We start from the raw sequence: 13,730 nt of genomic DNA on the forward strand, positions 1-13,730 counted from the left end.
TCGCATAATCACATAAACATCTCGTTATATGGTATTGACAAGCAGCGAAGCTGCTGTGATTGTGCGCATGTCATGGTTCTCCGCGCGGCACTGCCGTAGCGGAGCTAAGAGGGAAGCCGTGCGATGCCGGCGCTGCCCCCGCAACTGTTAGCGGCGAGCCAAGCCCATTGATGTCACTGAGGCGAACGGCCTCGGGAAGACGGGCACAGGCTTTGACCCGCGAGCCAGGAGACCTGCCACGACGAACAACGTCCACGGGCGGGGTGTCCGGTGGTCGCGGTAGCTCGGCTTCGTGCCGCCTAACCCGCGTTCCTTGTCCCCCGCCCCAACCATCGGGGTATGGCATGACTGTCTCTCAACGAATTGCTGTAGCAACGCTCGGCGTGCCGCGTATCGGTCGACGGCGGGAACTGAAATTCGCGCTTGAAAACTACTGGTCCGGAAATTCTCCCGCTGCCGACCTGCTCGCGACGGCGAAGACGCTGCGTGCCGCTAGCTGGAGGGAGCAGCACGATCGCGGCGTGTCGAAAATCCCGTCAACCGATTTCTCACTTTATGACCATGTGCTCGACACAGTCGCCATGGTCGGCGCCGTGCCGGCACGATACGCCTGGACTGGCGGCGAGGTCCCACTCGATATCTATTTCGCCATGGCGCGCGGCAACCAAGGTCAGGCCGCGGATCGTGGACATGCCGGTGACGAGCATGCGGCCAGTCGGCATGGCCTTGCCGCGATGGAAATGACCAAATGGTTCGACACCAACTATCATTACATAGTGCCGGAACTCACGGACGATCAGAGCTTTTCCCTCTCGTCGGCGAAACCGGTCGATCATTTCCTCGAGGCCAAGGCGCTCGGCATCCACACTCGCCCGGTCCTGCTTGGACCGGTTACCTTTCTCAAGTTGGCGAAGTCATCTGAGAAAGGTTTCAACCCTATCGCGCTCCTGCCACGGCTGCTGCCTGTCTACGAGGTGCTCCTGCAGAGGCTAAAGCTCGCGGGAGCCGATTGGGTGCAGATCGATGAGCCGGCGCTCGTGCTCGATCTGATTCCCAACGAACGGGATGCGCTCCAATTCGCCTACTCCCGGCTGTCGAAAGCAGCACCCGAGTTGAAGATCATGGTCGCTACCTATTTCGGATCGCTGGGAGACAATCTCGAGACCGCAATTTCTCTGCCCGTGGCGGGACTGCACGTGGATCTCGTGCGCGCTCCAGAGCAGTTGGACGCCATCGGCCGGCTCGCGCGGAAGGAACTTGTGCTCTCGCTCGGGCTGATCGACGGCCGCAACGTCTGGCGCGCGAACCTGCCTGCCGTACTTGACCGTATCAAGTCGATCGTCGCCGATTGGCCGCTGGAGCGGGTGGAGATTGCCCCGTCCTGCTCGATGCTGCATGTGCCGATCGACCTGGACATGGAGACGGCACTCGATGCGGATGTAAGGTCGTGGCTCGCCTTCGCAACGCAAAAGACCGACGAGCTGGTCGTGCTCGCCCGTGCCCTGGCCGAAGGCCGGGACGCAGTTGCCGCCGAACTGGAGGCGTCGGCTGAGGCTGCCGCCGTTCGCGCGACATCCGCGAAGGTGCATGATCCGCTGGTCGAAGGCCGGATCGCCAGCATCAAGGTCGGCATGACGCGTCGGAAGAGCGCATTTCCCGTCCGCTCCAAGCTTCAGGCCGACGCATTTGGTTTGCCCTCCTCCCCACCACGACGATCGGCTCCTTCCCGCAAACAGCCGAGATTCGCAAGGCGCGGGCAGCTCATGCCAAAGGCCAGCTGAGTTACATCGACTATGAAGCGTTCCTGAAGAAAGAGATAAGAGCCGCCGTTCGCTGGCAAGAAGAGATTGGACTCGACGTGCTGGTCCACGGCGAATTCGAGCGCAACGATATGGTGCAATATTTCGCCGAGCAGCTCTGCGGCTTCGCCTTCACGCAACACGGGTGGGTGCAGAGCTATGGCTCGCGCTTTGTGCGACCCCCGATCATCATTGGAGATGTGTCGCGACAAAATCCGATGACACTGAATTGGTGGCGATATGCCCAGTCGCTAACGCTGAAGCCGGTGAAGGGCATGCTTACCGGCCCGGTGACGATCCTCAACTGGTCCTTCGTCCGAGACGACCTTTCGCGCTCAGCCGTCTGCCGCCAGGTCGCGCTCGCCATTCGCGATGAAGTGAGCGACCTTGAAAAGGCCGGCGCCAAGATGATCCAGATCGACGAGGCCGCACTGCGCGAGGGCTTGCCGCTGCGCGCGGCCGACTGGGAGGCCTATCTCGACTGGGCTGTCGAATGCTTCCGGCTGGCTTCGACGGCCGTCGGCGATGCGACCCAGATCCACACCCATATGTGCTACTCCGAGTTCGGCGACATCGTGGACGCGATTGCCGCAATGGATGCCGATGTGATCTCCATTGAAACCTCGCGCTCGCAGATGGAACTGCTTGATACGCTTCGAACCTTCAAGTATCCGAACGACATCGGACCTGGCGTCTATGACATTCACTCGCCGCGGGTCCCGGAAGTGGGCGAGATTTCCAATCTCATCATGCTTGCGCGCGAACGATTCCTGGATGACCAAGTGTGGGTGAATCCCGACTGCGGTCTCAAAACGCGCAGATGGGAGGAGGTCCGGCCTGCCCTGGCGAACATGGTGGCTGCTGCACGCGCAATTCGGGAAAAAGCGCAGACGGCGTAGGGCTCGGTGACACTCGCCGGCGGTGAGCGGCGACGCTGCACCCCGGGCGAAGTAGGTTGAGTCTATCCGGCTCACCCAAAGAAATCGAGCTGCCGCTGACGAAACCTCGGCAAGCTTGGTCTGTCGCGGGCCTTGTTATAACGCGTCCAAGCCAGCTGTTCCAAAGGCCGGGGCTGGTGAGCGATCGAAGGCCGGCCCTCAAATGAGACGGCCAGAAACGAGACGGCTGACCTCCAGCCGGTTTCGGACTGCTCCGGATTGGGATAGTCCAATATCACTATCCTCTTTCCGGTGTCGCTCGCCGAGACCTCCACTCCGACGATCGGCGATCATCGGGAGACGCATCGGCGATCACGTGGCGCCGGTCCAAGGGTGTTCCGGGAAACCGGATGCAGCGCTAAGCAGGGGAACATTCAAACGGCACTTCTGTAGACTATCGAGGCGGCATCGCGCTTTGTCATCTGCAGCGGGCCAACTCTCGCTCAATGGCCCGTCTGCCTCTGTCTCCGATTACGATCGCCGCGAAGGCGAAGCCGAGCGACCGCAGCTTGGCTGGCGGACCGTTGCGTTTTGATGGTGGAAGATCCCACTCGCGACCAGGAAAGCCATCGCGGAAAGTGCGGGGTTGGCTTGCTCCTGGCGGATGCCGGCAGCGGTGTTTGGACCGCGCAAGCGGCGTCATCAATCTCAATCGTTGCGTAGAATGCGTGCTTCGAGCGCGGCTGCGACGAAAGCTCGTCGAGCGGCTGGCGCATGGGTCTTACCGCGTAACACCTGCAGACAGGCCTCCATCGCTATTCTGCGTTTATCGGTCTCATGATGCAGATCCCGCAGCAAGATAGCGGCCGCGTCGTTGACGTCGAACACGATACGCTCTGAGCTGCGGCGGCTGACCTGAACAACGACTGGCCTCTCAAATCTGATCAACCCGGTCATCCCCCCTCCTCCACAGCTACTATGCGGCAAACCGCCCGGGTCGTATTTGTTTACTCAGTCGAACGCGACCGATGCACCTGGACCACTTAAGCGGACCATTGGCGACCAAGCGATCGCCATGAGCTGCGTCTGGCCATAGTCAGGTTGCGTGCGATCTGCGCTCTTGGAGTCGGTGGTGAGGAACTGCTTCTCATTCGCGTAGTCTAGCTGTGGAACCTGAACATACTGCACTCTTTGACGCGCCTTGCCAGCCTCAAACATGTCGTCGAAGGCTACACCTGCACTTTTCCACTGCCCGATCTGCAGGCGGCAATCCACTTCATCGCCGAGGTTGGATCTTCCAATATGGCGACCCGTTTCGCAAAGCCGAAAAAGGCGTTGCGAGCCGTGCTTACCGGCTTGCGCCCATCGTATGCATCGTAGCATGCCCTCAGGGCGACCTCGTGGATCATGTCTCTGCGATCTTCCGGCCACTCGTTGAGAAAATCGATGGCATCCGCAAGGCCGGCAATCTCTTGGATGATGTGCGTTGAGCGCTTCACGAAAAGGGGGTTGCTGAAAGCCTTAGCGTTCATTCGTTTCTCCAAACTATCCGTAACCAATTTGCGTGAAGAGGCGCCCCGCATCGGACGCGGCACAACCATGGCACAGCGGTGTTGTCAGGACGATGACGGTTGAAGAGGAATATCCTGCGACTGCGGCCGGGTGTGTAGCGATCCGCCAACAGATCGTGCAATGGCTTGGTTGCCATCAAACGCGGTCGTCACTATTTAGCTATGAATTGATTCTCCACCGCCCAGTCTAAGCCCGCAGGAGCGTTTTCATGACCGAAGAAACCGAGACGAAAGCTGACAACCTCATCGAACTCACCGCCCATGTCGTCTCAGCCTATGTTTCGAATAATCCGGTTCCGGTCGGTGAACTGCCTGGGCTTATCGGCCAGATCCACATCGCATTGAAAACCAGTGCCGGTGGTGCCGCACCAGAAAAGTCGGAACCACTCAACCCTGCCGTACCGATCAGAAAATCGGTTACACCCGATTACATTGTCAGCCTTGAGGACGGTAAGAAGTTCAAGTCGCTTAAGCGTCACCTCGCTACCCACCATGGCCTTACGCCAGACGAATATCGCGCGAAATGGGGGCTGCCGGCGGACTATCCCATGGTGGCGCCGAACTACGCAGCCGCGCGCTCGGCATTGGCCAAGACCATGGGTCTGGGCCGCAAGCCGAAACCGGAAACGTCGGCACCTGCCAAGCGTGCCCGCAAGAATGGCGTAGCCTGACCACAATTTTTCAGATCGACCAAGCCGATGCGGCATGATTTCGCACCTGCGAGATACGATTTGTGCGTTGCAATATCCGCGGCTATCGATATGCTCATGTTGTCGGCCATCTACTCCTCCCAGATATGTGCCGACGCTGAATGGGGCGCACCTCCTCCCGTGTCTCATTCGAAATAGAGCCCGCTGCCACCTCCTCCCGGCAGCGGGCTTTTTCTTTGTCTAAGGTGCGATTTCGGTCTGGACCAACGCATTGGCTTTAAGCGAGGCGAATGCTCCGAACCCCCGGGCCTTTCTGGCCCTGCCCGCATTGGACAAACACCTTCTGACCCTCGATCGGCGTGCCCAGTCCTGAGCGGGTCAGCGCGGTGGCATGAACGAAGATGTCCTCACGGTTTTGAGGAGCAAGGAAGCCGAAGCCCTTTTGCGCATTGTACCACTTGACCGTGCCCTCGCTCTCCAACTGGGCGCTCGTCCGGCGGCGGGCTCTCTAGCGGTACGCGTGTGTAGCTGCGTTTTCGCGGTCGACCTCCAGCACCTGAGAGACCTGGTGACCTTTTGGACTTTCTTCCGTCGTGACCTCGAGACGCCTTGCCTCGGAAACACCGCGGCTCCCGCGCTGCCTCCAGCACCCGGATGTGTCTCGATGCCCTCCGGCAATTTGACAAAGCCAAAACCCTTGCTGGTGTTGAACAAGATCGCGTCGGCGTCGACAGCGGGTGTTACGGTCGACGAACGCAGAAAGTAGCTTGGCTCGGAAGCCGTTCCGCAAAAGAAACCGTGTCATCGTCATGGCGATGCTGGCGTGGCTCACGATGGTCCTTATGACTGCCCATCATCGTCCGACTGCGGTGAACAGCGCTGCGCTCCCAGCAGGATAATTTCAATCGGGTGATGCGTTCATGTCAATTCACGAGTCGGCCGCTTACCTCTGTATCGCACGGCTGACCTGTGGGCCACACGAGGTCGACCACGGCGGGTGAGCAAGATATGCGATAGGTCGAGCTACTGATAGAACGCTTCCCCATATTCGCACGGCAGAAGGTTCGCACTGGAGGGCGACACCGTCACCCTTTTCGATCGTGGCATGCCGGGGCTGCTTCTCACGCGGATGCGCATGCGACATTTCGATTAAAGCGCACCGCTCCGCACGGTCCGCAGGAGGGGAGACGGGCAGCCCGTCGTTGAATCGCCCGGCTAGACCGACCCGGCTTGCTCGGCTTCCTGGCGCAAACTCTGGCGCGGGCGAGGACCGATCTGCTGGATCACCAAACCGGCCGCCAGCGAGCCGAGGTCGCCGCACTCCTTGAGGCTGAGTCCGGTCGTGTAGCCGTAAAGGAAGCCGGCGGCATAGAGATCGCCGGCGCCGGTCGTGTCGACCAGCTCCTTGATCGTCGTCGCCTCGATGATGACGGTCTCGTCGCCGCGCACGATGACCGAGCCTTTCTCGGAACGGGTGACGGCGGCCATTCTGCAATCCTTGCGGATGGCGGCGAGCGCCTCCTCGAAGGAAGCGGTCTGGTAGAGCGACTTGATCTCATGGCTGTTGGCAAAGACGATGTCGACGGTGCCCGAACGCATCAGCTCGAGGAACTCATCGCGGTAGCGGTCGACGCAAAAGGAATCCGACAGCGTCATCGACACCTCGCGGCCGGCCGCATGCGCCAGCTTGGCCGTCTGGCGGATGGCCTCCTTGGCGCGCGGCGGATCCCATAGATAACCCTCGAAATAGGTCACCCTGGCGCCGGCCGCCTTGTCGGCCTCGACATCCTCCGGGCCAAGCTCGACGCAGGCGCCGAGATAGGTGTTCATCGAACGCTCGCCGTCAGGCGTCACGAAGATCATCGAGCGCGCCGTGGGCGGCTGGCCTGTAAGCGGCCTGGTATCGAAGGCCACGCCCTGGGCCTGGATGTCGTGCGTATAGATCTCGCCCAGCGCGTCATTCGACACCTTGCCGAAGAAGGCGGCCCGTCCGCCGAGGCTGGCGACGCCGGCGGCGGTGTTGCCGGCGCTGCCGCCGGAAGCCTCGATCGCCGGCCCCATGCGGCTGTAGAGCAGTTCGGCGCGCCTGGCGTCGATAAGGTTCATCGCGCCCTTGATGATGCCGTTGGTCTCGAGAAAAGCCTCGTCGCATTGCGCGATGATGTCGACAATGGCATTGCCGATGCAAAGCACGTCATATTCCGGCATCAAAATCTCCGCCAAGAACCCACCCCGGCTATCTGGCATGCCGGGCCGGCGCGGGCATAGCGAGTTGAAATGGATTGCCGCATTGCTTGATCCAACGGCCCTCACGCAGCTGCCGGTCCTGCTTCACGCAGCAAGTCGTCGGCTCTGTCCGTCTTTTCCCAGGTGAACTCAGGCTCTTCGCGGCCGAAGTGCCCGTATGTCGCGGTCTTGCGGTATATCGGGCGTAAGAGATCAAGCATCTTGATGATGCCTTTCGGTCGGAGATCGAAAAGCTCAAGAATAAGGCGCTCGATCTTTTTTTCCTCAATCCTTGCAGTTCCGAATGTGTTGACCATGACAGAAACCGGACTGGCCACGCCGATCGCGTAAGCAAGCTGAACCTCGCAGACCTCTGCAAGTCCGCTGGCAACGATGTTCTTCGCGACATACCGGGCGGCATAGGCGGCCGAGCGGTCAACCTTGGATGGGTCCTTGCCCGAAAAGGCGCCGCCGCCGTGACGCCCGGTTCCACCGTAGGAATCGACGATAATCTTGCGTCCAGTCAGGCCGCAGTCACCGGCGGGCCCACCGACCACGAACCGCCCTGTTGGGTTGACCAGAAATCTGATCCCAGAAGTATCAATGTGGGTCGGCAGGACCGGTTTTATGATCTCCTCAATGACGCCATCGCGGACTGTATCTTGGGAGACCGCCTCGTCATGCTGCGTCGACAGGACTATGGTATCCAGCGCCACCGGCCGAAGACCCTCGTAGCGTACCGACACTTGAGATTTCACATCCGGACGCAGCCAGCCAAGTTGTCCTGCTTTTCGGACCTCTGCCTGTCTTTTGGTCAAACGGTGAGCGAGTTGGATCGGCAAGGGCATCAATGTATAGGTCTCATTGCATGCGAATCCAAACATGAGGCCCTGATCTCCCGCCCCCTGCTCCAGATCCTGCCCTCGTCCTTCGTCAACGCCCTGGCTTATGTCGGGTGACTGCTCGGTGAGAGCCAGAACGACGGCACAACGTCGGCCATCAAAGCCGATGGCATCGTCGTCGTAGCCAATATCGAGGATCGTATCGCGGGCGACTTGGCTGTAATCGATCTGCGCATGGGTGGTGATCTCGCCAGCCAGAACTACCATCCCTGTCTTCACCAACGTTTCACAGGCGACGCGCGCCTTCGGGTCGCTCCGGAGAATGGCATCGAGGATGGCATCTGAGATGTTATCTGCCATCTTGTCGGGGTGTCCCGCGCCGACGGATTCGGAAGAGAACACGAACTGCCTGGTCATGTATGCCTCGCTTCAAGTGTGGGGGTTAGGTGAGGAGTTTATGGACTGGGGTGGCTTATCGGTCGGTGATGCCGGGGACCTCGAACGCAGTGCAGAAGTTTGCAACCTCTCTTCGTACGCTCGCATGAACCTCCTGGTCATCGGGCTGGGCAGACCGAGTCGATGAAATCGGCGATTTGCGCCATCTCCGTCTCGCGCATGCCCATGGACGTCACCGCTGGTGTCCCTAAGCGAATGCCGCTTGTGAGCGTCGGATGCCGCCGGTCGCCCCGGCACCATATTGCAGTTCGTAATGATGCCTGCCCTTGCCAGGCGATCGGAATACGCTTTGCCTGACAGCGGCCGGTTCCGAAGATCAAGGATCAGCATGTGATTGTCAGTGCCCCCCGGTGACGAGTTCATAACCTCGCTCCAGAAGCGCCTGGGCCAGAGCCTTGGCGTTGTTGACGATCTGCTGACCGTAGATACGAAAGGACGGGTTCGCTGCCTCCTGCAAAGCGATGGCAAGCGCGGCGATAGTATTCATATGCCGTCCGCCTTGCAGGAGAGGGAACACGGCGCGGTCTATACGTTTGGCCAGATTGTGTTGGCTGTTCGGATGATAAAGCGCCTGATAGCGATCTTCCTTCTTCGACAGAATAAAGCCTCCACGGGGCCCACGGATCGACTTATGAGACGTGCTGGTGACGACGTCGCAATGGGCCACGGGATTCGGATGCGCTCCGGCGACAATAAGGCCGCTGATGTGCGCAATGTCGGCCACAAGATAGGCGTTCGCCTGCGCAGCGATTTCGGCCATTGCCGCGTGGTCAAAAATACGTGGATAAGCAGTTCCGCCGACCCAAATTAGCTTCGGGCGTTCCCGCTTGGCTGTCTCGCGCAATTGGTCATAGTCAATTTGCTGCGTCTTTTCGTGCAGCCTGTACGGGACTCGCTGATAATCGGTGCCGGAGAAGTTGATCGCCCAACCGTGCGTCAGATGGCCGCCTTCGGGTAAAGGCAAGCCCATGACTTTGTCACGGGGGCTCAAAAGCGCGCGATAGACAGCCTGATTGGCCGGGGAGCCGGAATATGGCTGCACGTTCGCGTGTTCACAGCCGAATAGCGCCTTCAAGCGCTCGATAGCGACGTTTTCAAGCTCATCGACAATCTCGTTTCCCGCGTAGTAGCGCGCACCCGGGTAGCCCTCGGCATGCTTGTTCGCGAAGATCGAGCCGGTCGCATCCAGAGCGGCCGAGGAGGCAAAGTTCTCGGATGCAATGAGTTTGAGCGTCGTCCGCTCCTGCCGCCTCTGTCGTAGAAGCAGTTCGTGAACGCGGTAATCGACGTGGACCAAGGAAGACCGTCCGAAAGTGTCGGGCTGCGCGATAGCACCCTCGGCGCAGTTGCTCATGGCAATTCGCGCTCCAATTGGATGGATCTATTCTCCATCAAGCAGCCGGTCCCATTCGACCGCGCGTCTTGTACCGCCTCGAGCCGCTCCAGGTCCCGCTTATGATACCCATCGTCGTGGGGCAGGAGATCGACTAGGAATTGAACGAACCCTCCGTCCTTGCCCCCTGCATTCAGATGATATGAGGACAAAGGACGTTGTCCGTTGCCGCAAAGAAAGTTGGCTTTGGCGAGCATCCGGACGTGTCGCGCAACACGCTCCCGCCGAAGATCGAGAATTTCCGCTAGCTCGCAGACAGTCAGGTCGGCATGCGCGCAAAGGCCTAGGATCCGAAGGCGATCAAGGTGTGCTGCTGTCATTAGGCGATCGACTAGCATCAACATTGGTCAGCACAACGCCTAAAACAATCGAACTCTGGTCCTGCTGGCTTTGTCATTTCACGCTCTTCGCAAATGCTGTTCGGCGGTGGAACATAAAACGACACCAGATTTCTGCCGCCGCTGAAGTCGAAATTTGTGTTGAGACTACCATTGACAGCGAATTGCATTTGCGAAGATTCCATGAATTTCCTCGAAGTATCTGTTGCAATGCCTGTACAAGAACGCAACGAACTTGGGAGGTGCTGGTAAGACGGCAAGGCTGTCGAATTACCTTTTCCCAGGCGGCAGAGCTACACTGCATGGTGCACCTCATCCGCCATTTAAGATTTCGTGTCACGGAAGGATCGCAAAACCGTCGTGCCGACTCTCAGCGTCATTTGGCGAGGCGCGGACGCCAACCCGGCATGAAGGCTCTGGAGGATTCGAAGCAGGCGACTCGGCCGGCATATCCGGCGATCACTCAGAGCTGGCGGCGCGACTGGCAGCACGTCGTGCCTCTTCGCCCATCCAAGTGCGCGCAGCATCATTTACACGACGGATGCGATTGAAATGTGCCGCGACGCGTCGGCGTCATTCCAAATAGCGCTTAATCGTGGTCAGTCCGGATCGATGTGGCGGACACGGAGGGCTTGTGCCAGTTCATAATGCGTGACGATGGTTGGGTTCCTTTTGCCCTTCTCCGACCGTGCATTTTACTGCAGGCTGAAGCCGGAATCTCGGCAAGCTGCTCCTGCCTCAAGCCGGTCTTCTCCCTTATCCTTGAGCATTTCGGCCGAACAGCGCATATCCATGCGCGGAGGTCAGCAGATGACGGGCCTTGAGCTTCCACATTGTCATCGCCCGAAGCATCTGCCTGGGGCAGCAAATCCAGGGATGCGATTCAACGTTGGTCGCTCAAGCCAAGCACAGCGGTCACGCAAGCGACGCACACCTGCAAGAACCTCGCAAGGGGTATTTCGAGCGCTCCCCTAGGTCGAGGAACTCAAATGACGTCCATGCGACGTTTACCGCCCCGATACTTGGCCACGGAAGACTGCGGGCGGCGAAGCGCTTCGGCAATTTTGGCCCGGGTTAATGCCTTTCCTGCCCGCCGCTATCAATTGTTCTAGCAGCCGTTGTTGGCGGGGGCGATCGAAGCATTCGGCAGCAGAGGGTTGCTTAAGTCTATTCAGATCGTGGATCGAGCAGCGTTGCCGGCTCAACCTCCAGCACCGTAGCGAGCTTCTCGACCATGTCGATGCTAGCAGCATATACACTGCGCTCAAGAGCGCTGATGTAGGTGCGATCAACACCAGCTTCATGCGCCAGCGCCTCCTGCGACAGCTTCTTTTTCTCGCGAAGCCTACGCAGATTGCGGGCAAAGACCTCTCGGGTTCCCATACGCGAGAGGCCACCCTCTTGTTGAGGATTTCACCACGGAGTATACTCTACAAACTTAAGGAGCAACTCGAGCGAGCATCGACTTTGCCAGAACTACCTGCTGTTAGGAGGCGACCTCCCGGATGCGATCTGACGATGATTATCGCTCAAGATCAGCGTTGTAGGTCACGCAAGCTGCGCCAGGGGAGAGCGAAGCCGAACGATATAGAACCCATCTTGAAGAAAGCGGTCTCAGTTCACTGGCGGCCGCTTGCACGCCATCAAATCGATTGCGGAAATCCGAGATGGGCCGGATCGTCTTCGTTACTGCGGCCTAATCAACTCACAAGGATCAACGTTAAGCGCTTTTGCGAGCCGGCCAAGCACACTGACACTTGCGGAAACCCGAGCACGCTCGATCGAGCCCACATAGCGCATGCTCAGCTCTGCGCGGGCAGCCAACTCTTCCTGCGTCAGGTCCTGATCATGGCGCAAACGACGCATGTTGATCGCCATGACCTCCTTGAGGTCCATGGCGAGATAGGGACCAGAACCGGAACTATCGTTCTAGGAACGATCATTCCTATTCGATATGATTAGCCTAACGAGGAGATGTCTTGCCCCGTCCGATGACGGCAAACCCGAACCGCAGGAGGTCGCGATGAAACCCAAAGTTCAAGACGAAGTCCCGTGGTCGGACCGTCTGACCGCTTACGACAACGAGCACTTCACGATCTATATGAGGCTCCTGGACGCGTCCGCCGACGATGCCAGCGAAGACGAGATGGCGCAGCTCGTCCTCGGCATCGATCCGATGCGAGAACCTGAGCGCGCCCGGATGTCGGTTCGCAGCCATCTCGATCGGGCAAACTGGATGGTTACGACTGGATACAAAGAACTGTTCGCGCGCTGACCGCCTCCAGGTGAGCTATTCAAGTCACTTTCAGGCGAGGAAGTCCTGATAGCCACGATTCATGAGCATGTGACCGCGCCGGACGGCACGGCGAATGCGGTCGCGAAGGTGGTTGTGCGGATCCGTCCAGTCGGCCTGGACGCGTTGCCGGCCCAACAGGGCCCTTGCGATTTCACGGTGCGATGCCCCGCCTAGCGAGCCGTCGAGCGCCTGAAGGACAAAGCGCAGACGGCTGGCGCGGGCTTCGGGAGGAAACAGCCTGTCGGGAAATTGGCCAGTCGCGTGAAGAGCATTAAGGCATTCGAGCGCATTCAGGTGCTGCCTGATCCGATCGGTAGGCCAGATCGCGTCGACTGAAAGCCGAACGGGGCGCAAAATCTCCGCGCCATCGACGACAAGCTGAAGGTGCCGGTGAGCATTTCGCAGCATTACGTGCTGGCGGCCGTCCTCCGTGATCACGATTGCCGTACGACATGGCAATGCAGCGAGATCAAACGAAAGCGTTTCGGGCGCCAAGGCCTTTGCTGCAACGACCGGCAGAACATGGGGGCATTGGCGGGAGCACCAGAACACAGCCGCAGCGCGCCTCAACGAGCTTGCGAAACAGGAGCCCCCACCGCGTGAGATCGAAGGACGATCTCACCACTTCTACCTCGAAGCGCATCTCTGCAAATTCTGCCTGCCCAAGCGCGTGCCTCAAGTCACACTGGAAGGCTGGATTGCGCCGCAGAAACTCCCAGGCCCAGCCACGTCGCGTCAGTTGCCTCGTATAACGATAGGATTTTTCATCCTGCCAGTCCGGCCAGTCGACGTCATTACCAATCATAACCATATCAGGCGCCTGTGCAGATCACCGGCGCCCACAGCACAGGACCGCCAAACCGCCAAGTGGCGGACCGCAGCAAGGCTCTCCTCTGAGACATCCAAAAAGGGGCAATGGCACGCGTGGTGCCGATGTCTGGGGCGGACCGATCCGGGCGAGCCGCCATCCGGCGCTTAGCTCCATGGGCAAATCCGTAACCGGGTGTCGTTCTCCCTTCCAACAGCGTCGAAAAGACGTCTGGGAGCATCGTCGGCCCCGTCGAGGGCAGAGGGCGTACGCCGCCCCCGACGCGACCGGCGGAACCGCGCAACACGAGATAGTGCGGTTTCAGGGCCTCGAATGAACCGATCTCGAAGCCGCCGGTCGTGCGCACTTTCCAGCCGAGCCGCTCCTTCAAGACGTGATAGCGCAGGCGGCGGTGCATTTCGTGAAGTTCGTCGAAGGCGCCGTACCAGCCGGGTGCAATAAGCTCAATCATG

At 59.5% G+C, this 13,730-nt stretch carries 12 protein-coding genes, 3 pseudogenes and 1 riboswitch; of the genes and pseudogenes, 4 read left to right on the forward strand and 11 right to left on the reverse strand.

The window, feature by feature from the left end; all coding sequences use genetic code 11:
* Positions 1–56: 56 nt before the first annotated feature.
* Positions 57–256, forward strand: a riboswitch (cobalamin riboswitch).
* Between the two features lie 88 nt (positions 257–344).
* Positions 345–2,698 (forward strand): annotated as a pseudogene (metE, locus tag CK221_RS02990) (5-methyltetrahydropteroyltriglutamate--homocysteine S-methyltransferase).
* Positions 2,699–3,385: 687 nt separating this feature from the next.
* Here the strand turns inward: metE and CK221_RS03000 are convergent.
* Together CK221_RS03000 and CK221_RS03010 are read right to left on the reverse strand one after the other, a co-directional pair.
* On the reverse strand, positions 3,386–3,634 hold the full coding sequence (locus tag CK221_RS03000; protein ID WP_095776630.1) for a DUF982 domain-containing protein: 249 nt from the start codon (positions 3,632–3,634) through the stop codon (positions 3,386–3,388).
* Between the two features lie 272 nt (positions 3,635–3,906).
* Entirely contained in the window at positions 3,907–4,209 is a 303-nt protein-coding gene (locus tag CK221_RS03010; protein WP_095776632.1) for a DUF982 domain-containing protein, read from the reverse strand.
* Between the two features lie 248 nt (positions 4,210–4,457).
* Between CK221_RS03010 and CK221_RS03015 the strand changes: the two genes are divergently transcribed.
* On the forward strand, positions 4,458–4,919 hold the full coding sequence (locus CK221_RS03015) for a MucR family transcriptional regulator (RefSeq protein WP_095776633.1): 462 nt from the start codon (positions 4,458–4,460) through the stop codon (positions 4,917–4,919).
* Between the two features lie 256 nt (positions 4,920–5,175).
* On the opposite strand, the gene CK221_RS03020 is transcribed toward CK221_RS03015, so the two are convergent.
* The 5 genes and pseudogenes from CK221_RS03020 to CK221_RS31040 all read right to left on the reverse strand — a co-directional run bounded on the left by CK221_RS03020 (position 5,176) and on the right by CK221_RS31040 (position 10,159).
* The gene (locus CK221_RS03020) at positions 5,176–5,379 is read right to left on the reverse strand and encodes a cold-shock protein (protein ID WP_095776634.1); all 204 of its coding nucleotides are present in this window, start codon (positions 5,377–5,379) and stop codon (positions 5,176–5,178) included.
* Between the two features lie 734 nt (positions 5,380–6,113).
* Positions 6,114–7,106: an adenosine kinase gene (locus tag CK221_RS03025; protein ID WP_095776635.1), complete on the reverse strand. Its 993-nt coding sequence runs from the start codon at positions 7,104–7,106 to the stop codon at positions 6,114–6,116.
* A gap of 101 nt (positions 7,107–7,207) precedes the next feature.
* Positions 7,208–8,383 carry a methionine adenosyltransferase gene (metK, locus tag CK221_RS03030; RefSeq protein WP_095776636.1) on the reverse strand — a complete coding sequence of 392 codons (1,176 nt, stop codon included), beginning with the start codon at positions 8,381–8,383 and terminating at the stop codon, positions 7,208–7,210.
* A gap of 55 nt (positions 8,384–8,438) precedes the next feature.
* Positions 8,439–9,776 (reverse strand): annotated as a pseudogene (locus tag CK221_RS03035) (serine hydroxymethyltransferase).
* Complete coding sequence (locus tag CK221_RS31040; protein WP_095776637.1) at positions 9,773–10,159, reverse strand: winged helix-turn-helix domain-containing protein; 387 nt, start codon at positions 10,157–10,159, stop codon at positions 9,773–9,775. The pseudogene CK221_RS03035 and the gene CK221_RS31040 overlap by 4 nt, the downstream one beginning before the upstream one ends.
* A gap of 293 nt (positions 10,160–10,452) precedes the next feature.
* Between CK221_RS31040 and CK221_RS30700 the strand changes: the two are divergent.
* A pseudogene (locus CK221_RS30700) lies at positions 10,453–10,705 on the forward strand (transposase); the annotation flags it as partial.
* A 615-nt stretch (positions 10,706–11,320) separates the two neighbouring features.
* Here CK221_RS30700 and CK221_RS03050 read toward each other — a convergent pair.
* Together CK221_RS03050 and CK221_RS03055 are read right to left on the reverse strand one after the other, a co-directional pair.
* On the reverse strand, positions 11,321–11,536 hold the full coding sequence (locus tag CK221_RS03050) for a helix-turn-helix transcriptional regulator (RefSeq protein ID WP_095776638.1): 216 nt from the start codon (positions 11,534–11,536) through the stop codon (positions 11,321–11,323).
* A 303-nt stretch (positions 11,537–11,839) separates the two neighbouring features.
* Positions 11,840–12,049: a helix-turn-helix transcriptional regulator gene (locus CK221_RS03055; protein WP_095776639.1), complete on the reverse strand. Its 210-nt coding sequence runs from the start codon at positions 12,047–12,049 to the stop codon at positions 11,840–11,842.
* 127 nt (positions 12,050–12,176) lie between these two features.
* Between CK221_RS03055 and CK221_RS03060 the strand changes: the two genes are divergently transcribed.
* Positions 12,177–12,428: a DUF2285 domain-containing protein gene (locus tag CK221_RS03060; RefSeq protein ID WP_095776696.1), complete on the forward strand. Its 252-nt coding sequence runs from the start codon at positions 12,177–12,179 to the stop codon at positions 12,426–12,428.
* Positions 12,429–12,458: 30 nt separating this feature from the next.
* Here the strand turns inward: CK221_RS03060 and CK221_RS03065 are convergent, their stop codons facing one another.
* A complete protein-coding gene (locus CK221_RS03065) occupies positions 12,459–12,944 on the reverse strand; it encodes a DUF2285 domain-containing protein (RefSeq protein WP_245430567.1) in 486 nt (161 codons plus the stop codon).
* A gap of 317 nt (positions 12,945–13,261) precedes the next feature.
* The gene (locus CK221_RS03075; protein WP_095776697.1) at positions 13,262–13,729 is read right to left on the reverse strand and encodes an acyl-homoserine-lactone synthase; all 468 of its coding nucleotides are present in this window, start codon (positions 13,727–13,729) and stop codon (positions 13,262–13,264) included.
* Between the last annotated feature and the right edge of the window lies 1 nt (position 13,730).

Source organism: Mesorhizobium sp. WSM3868, assembly GCF_002294785.1.
Taxonomy (GTDB): domain Bacteria; phylum Pseudomonadota; class Alphaproteobacteria; order Rhizobiales; family Rhizobiaceae; genus Mesorhizobium.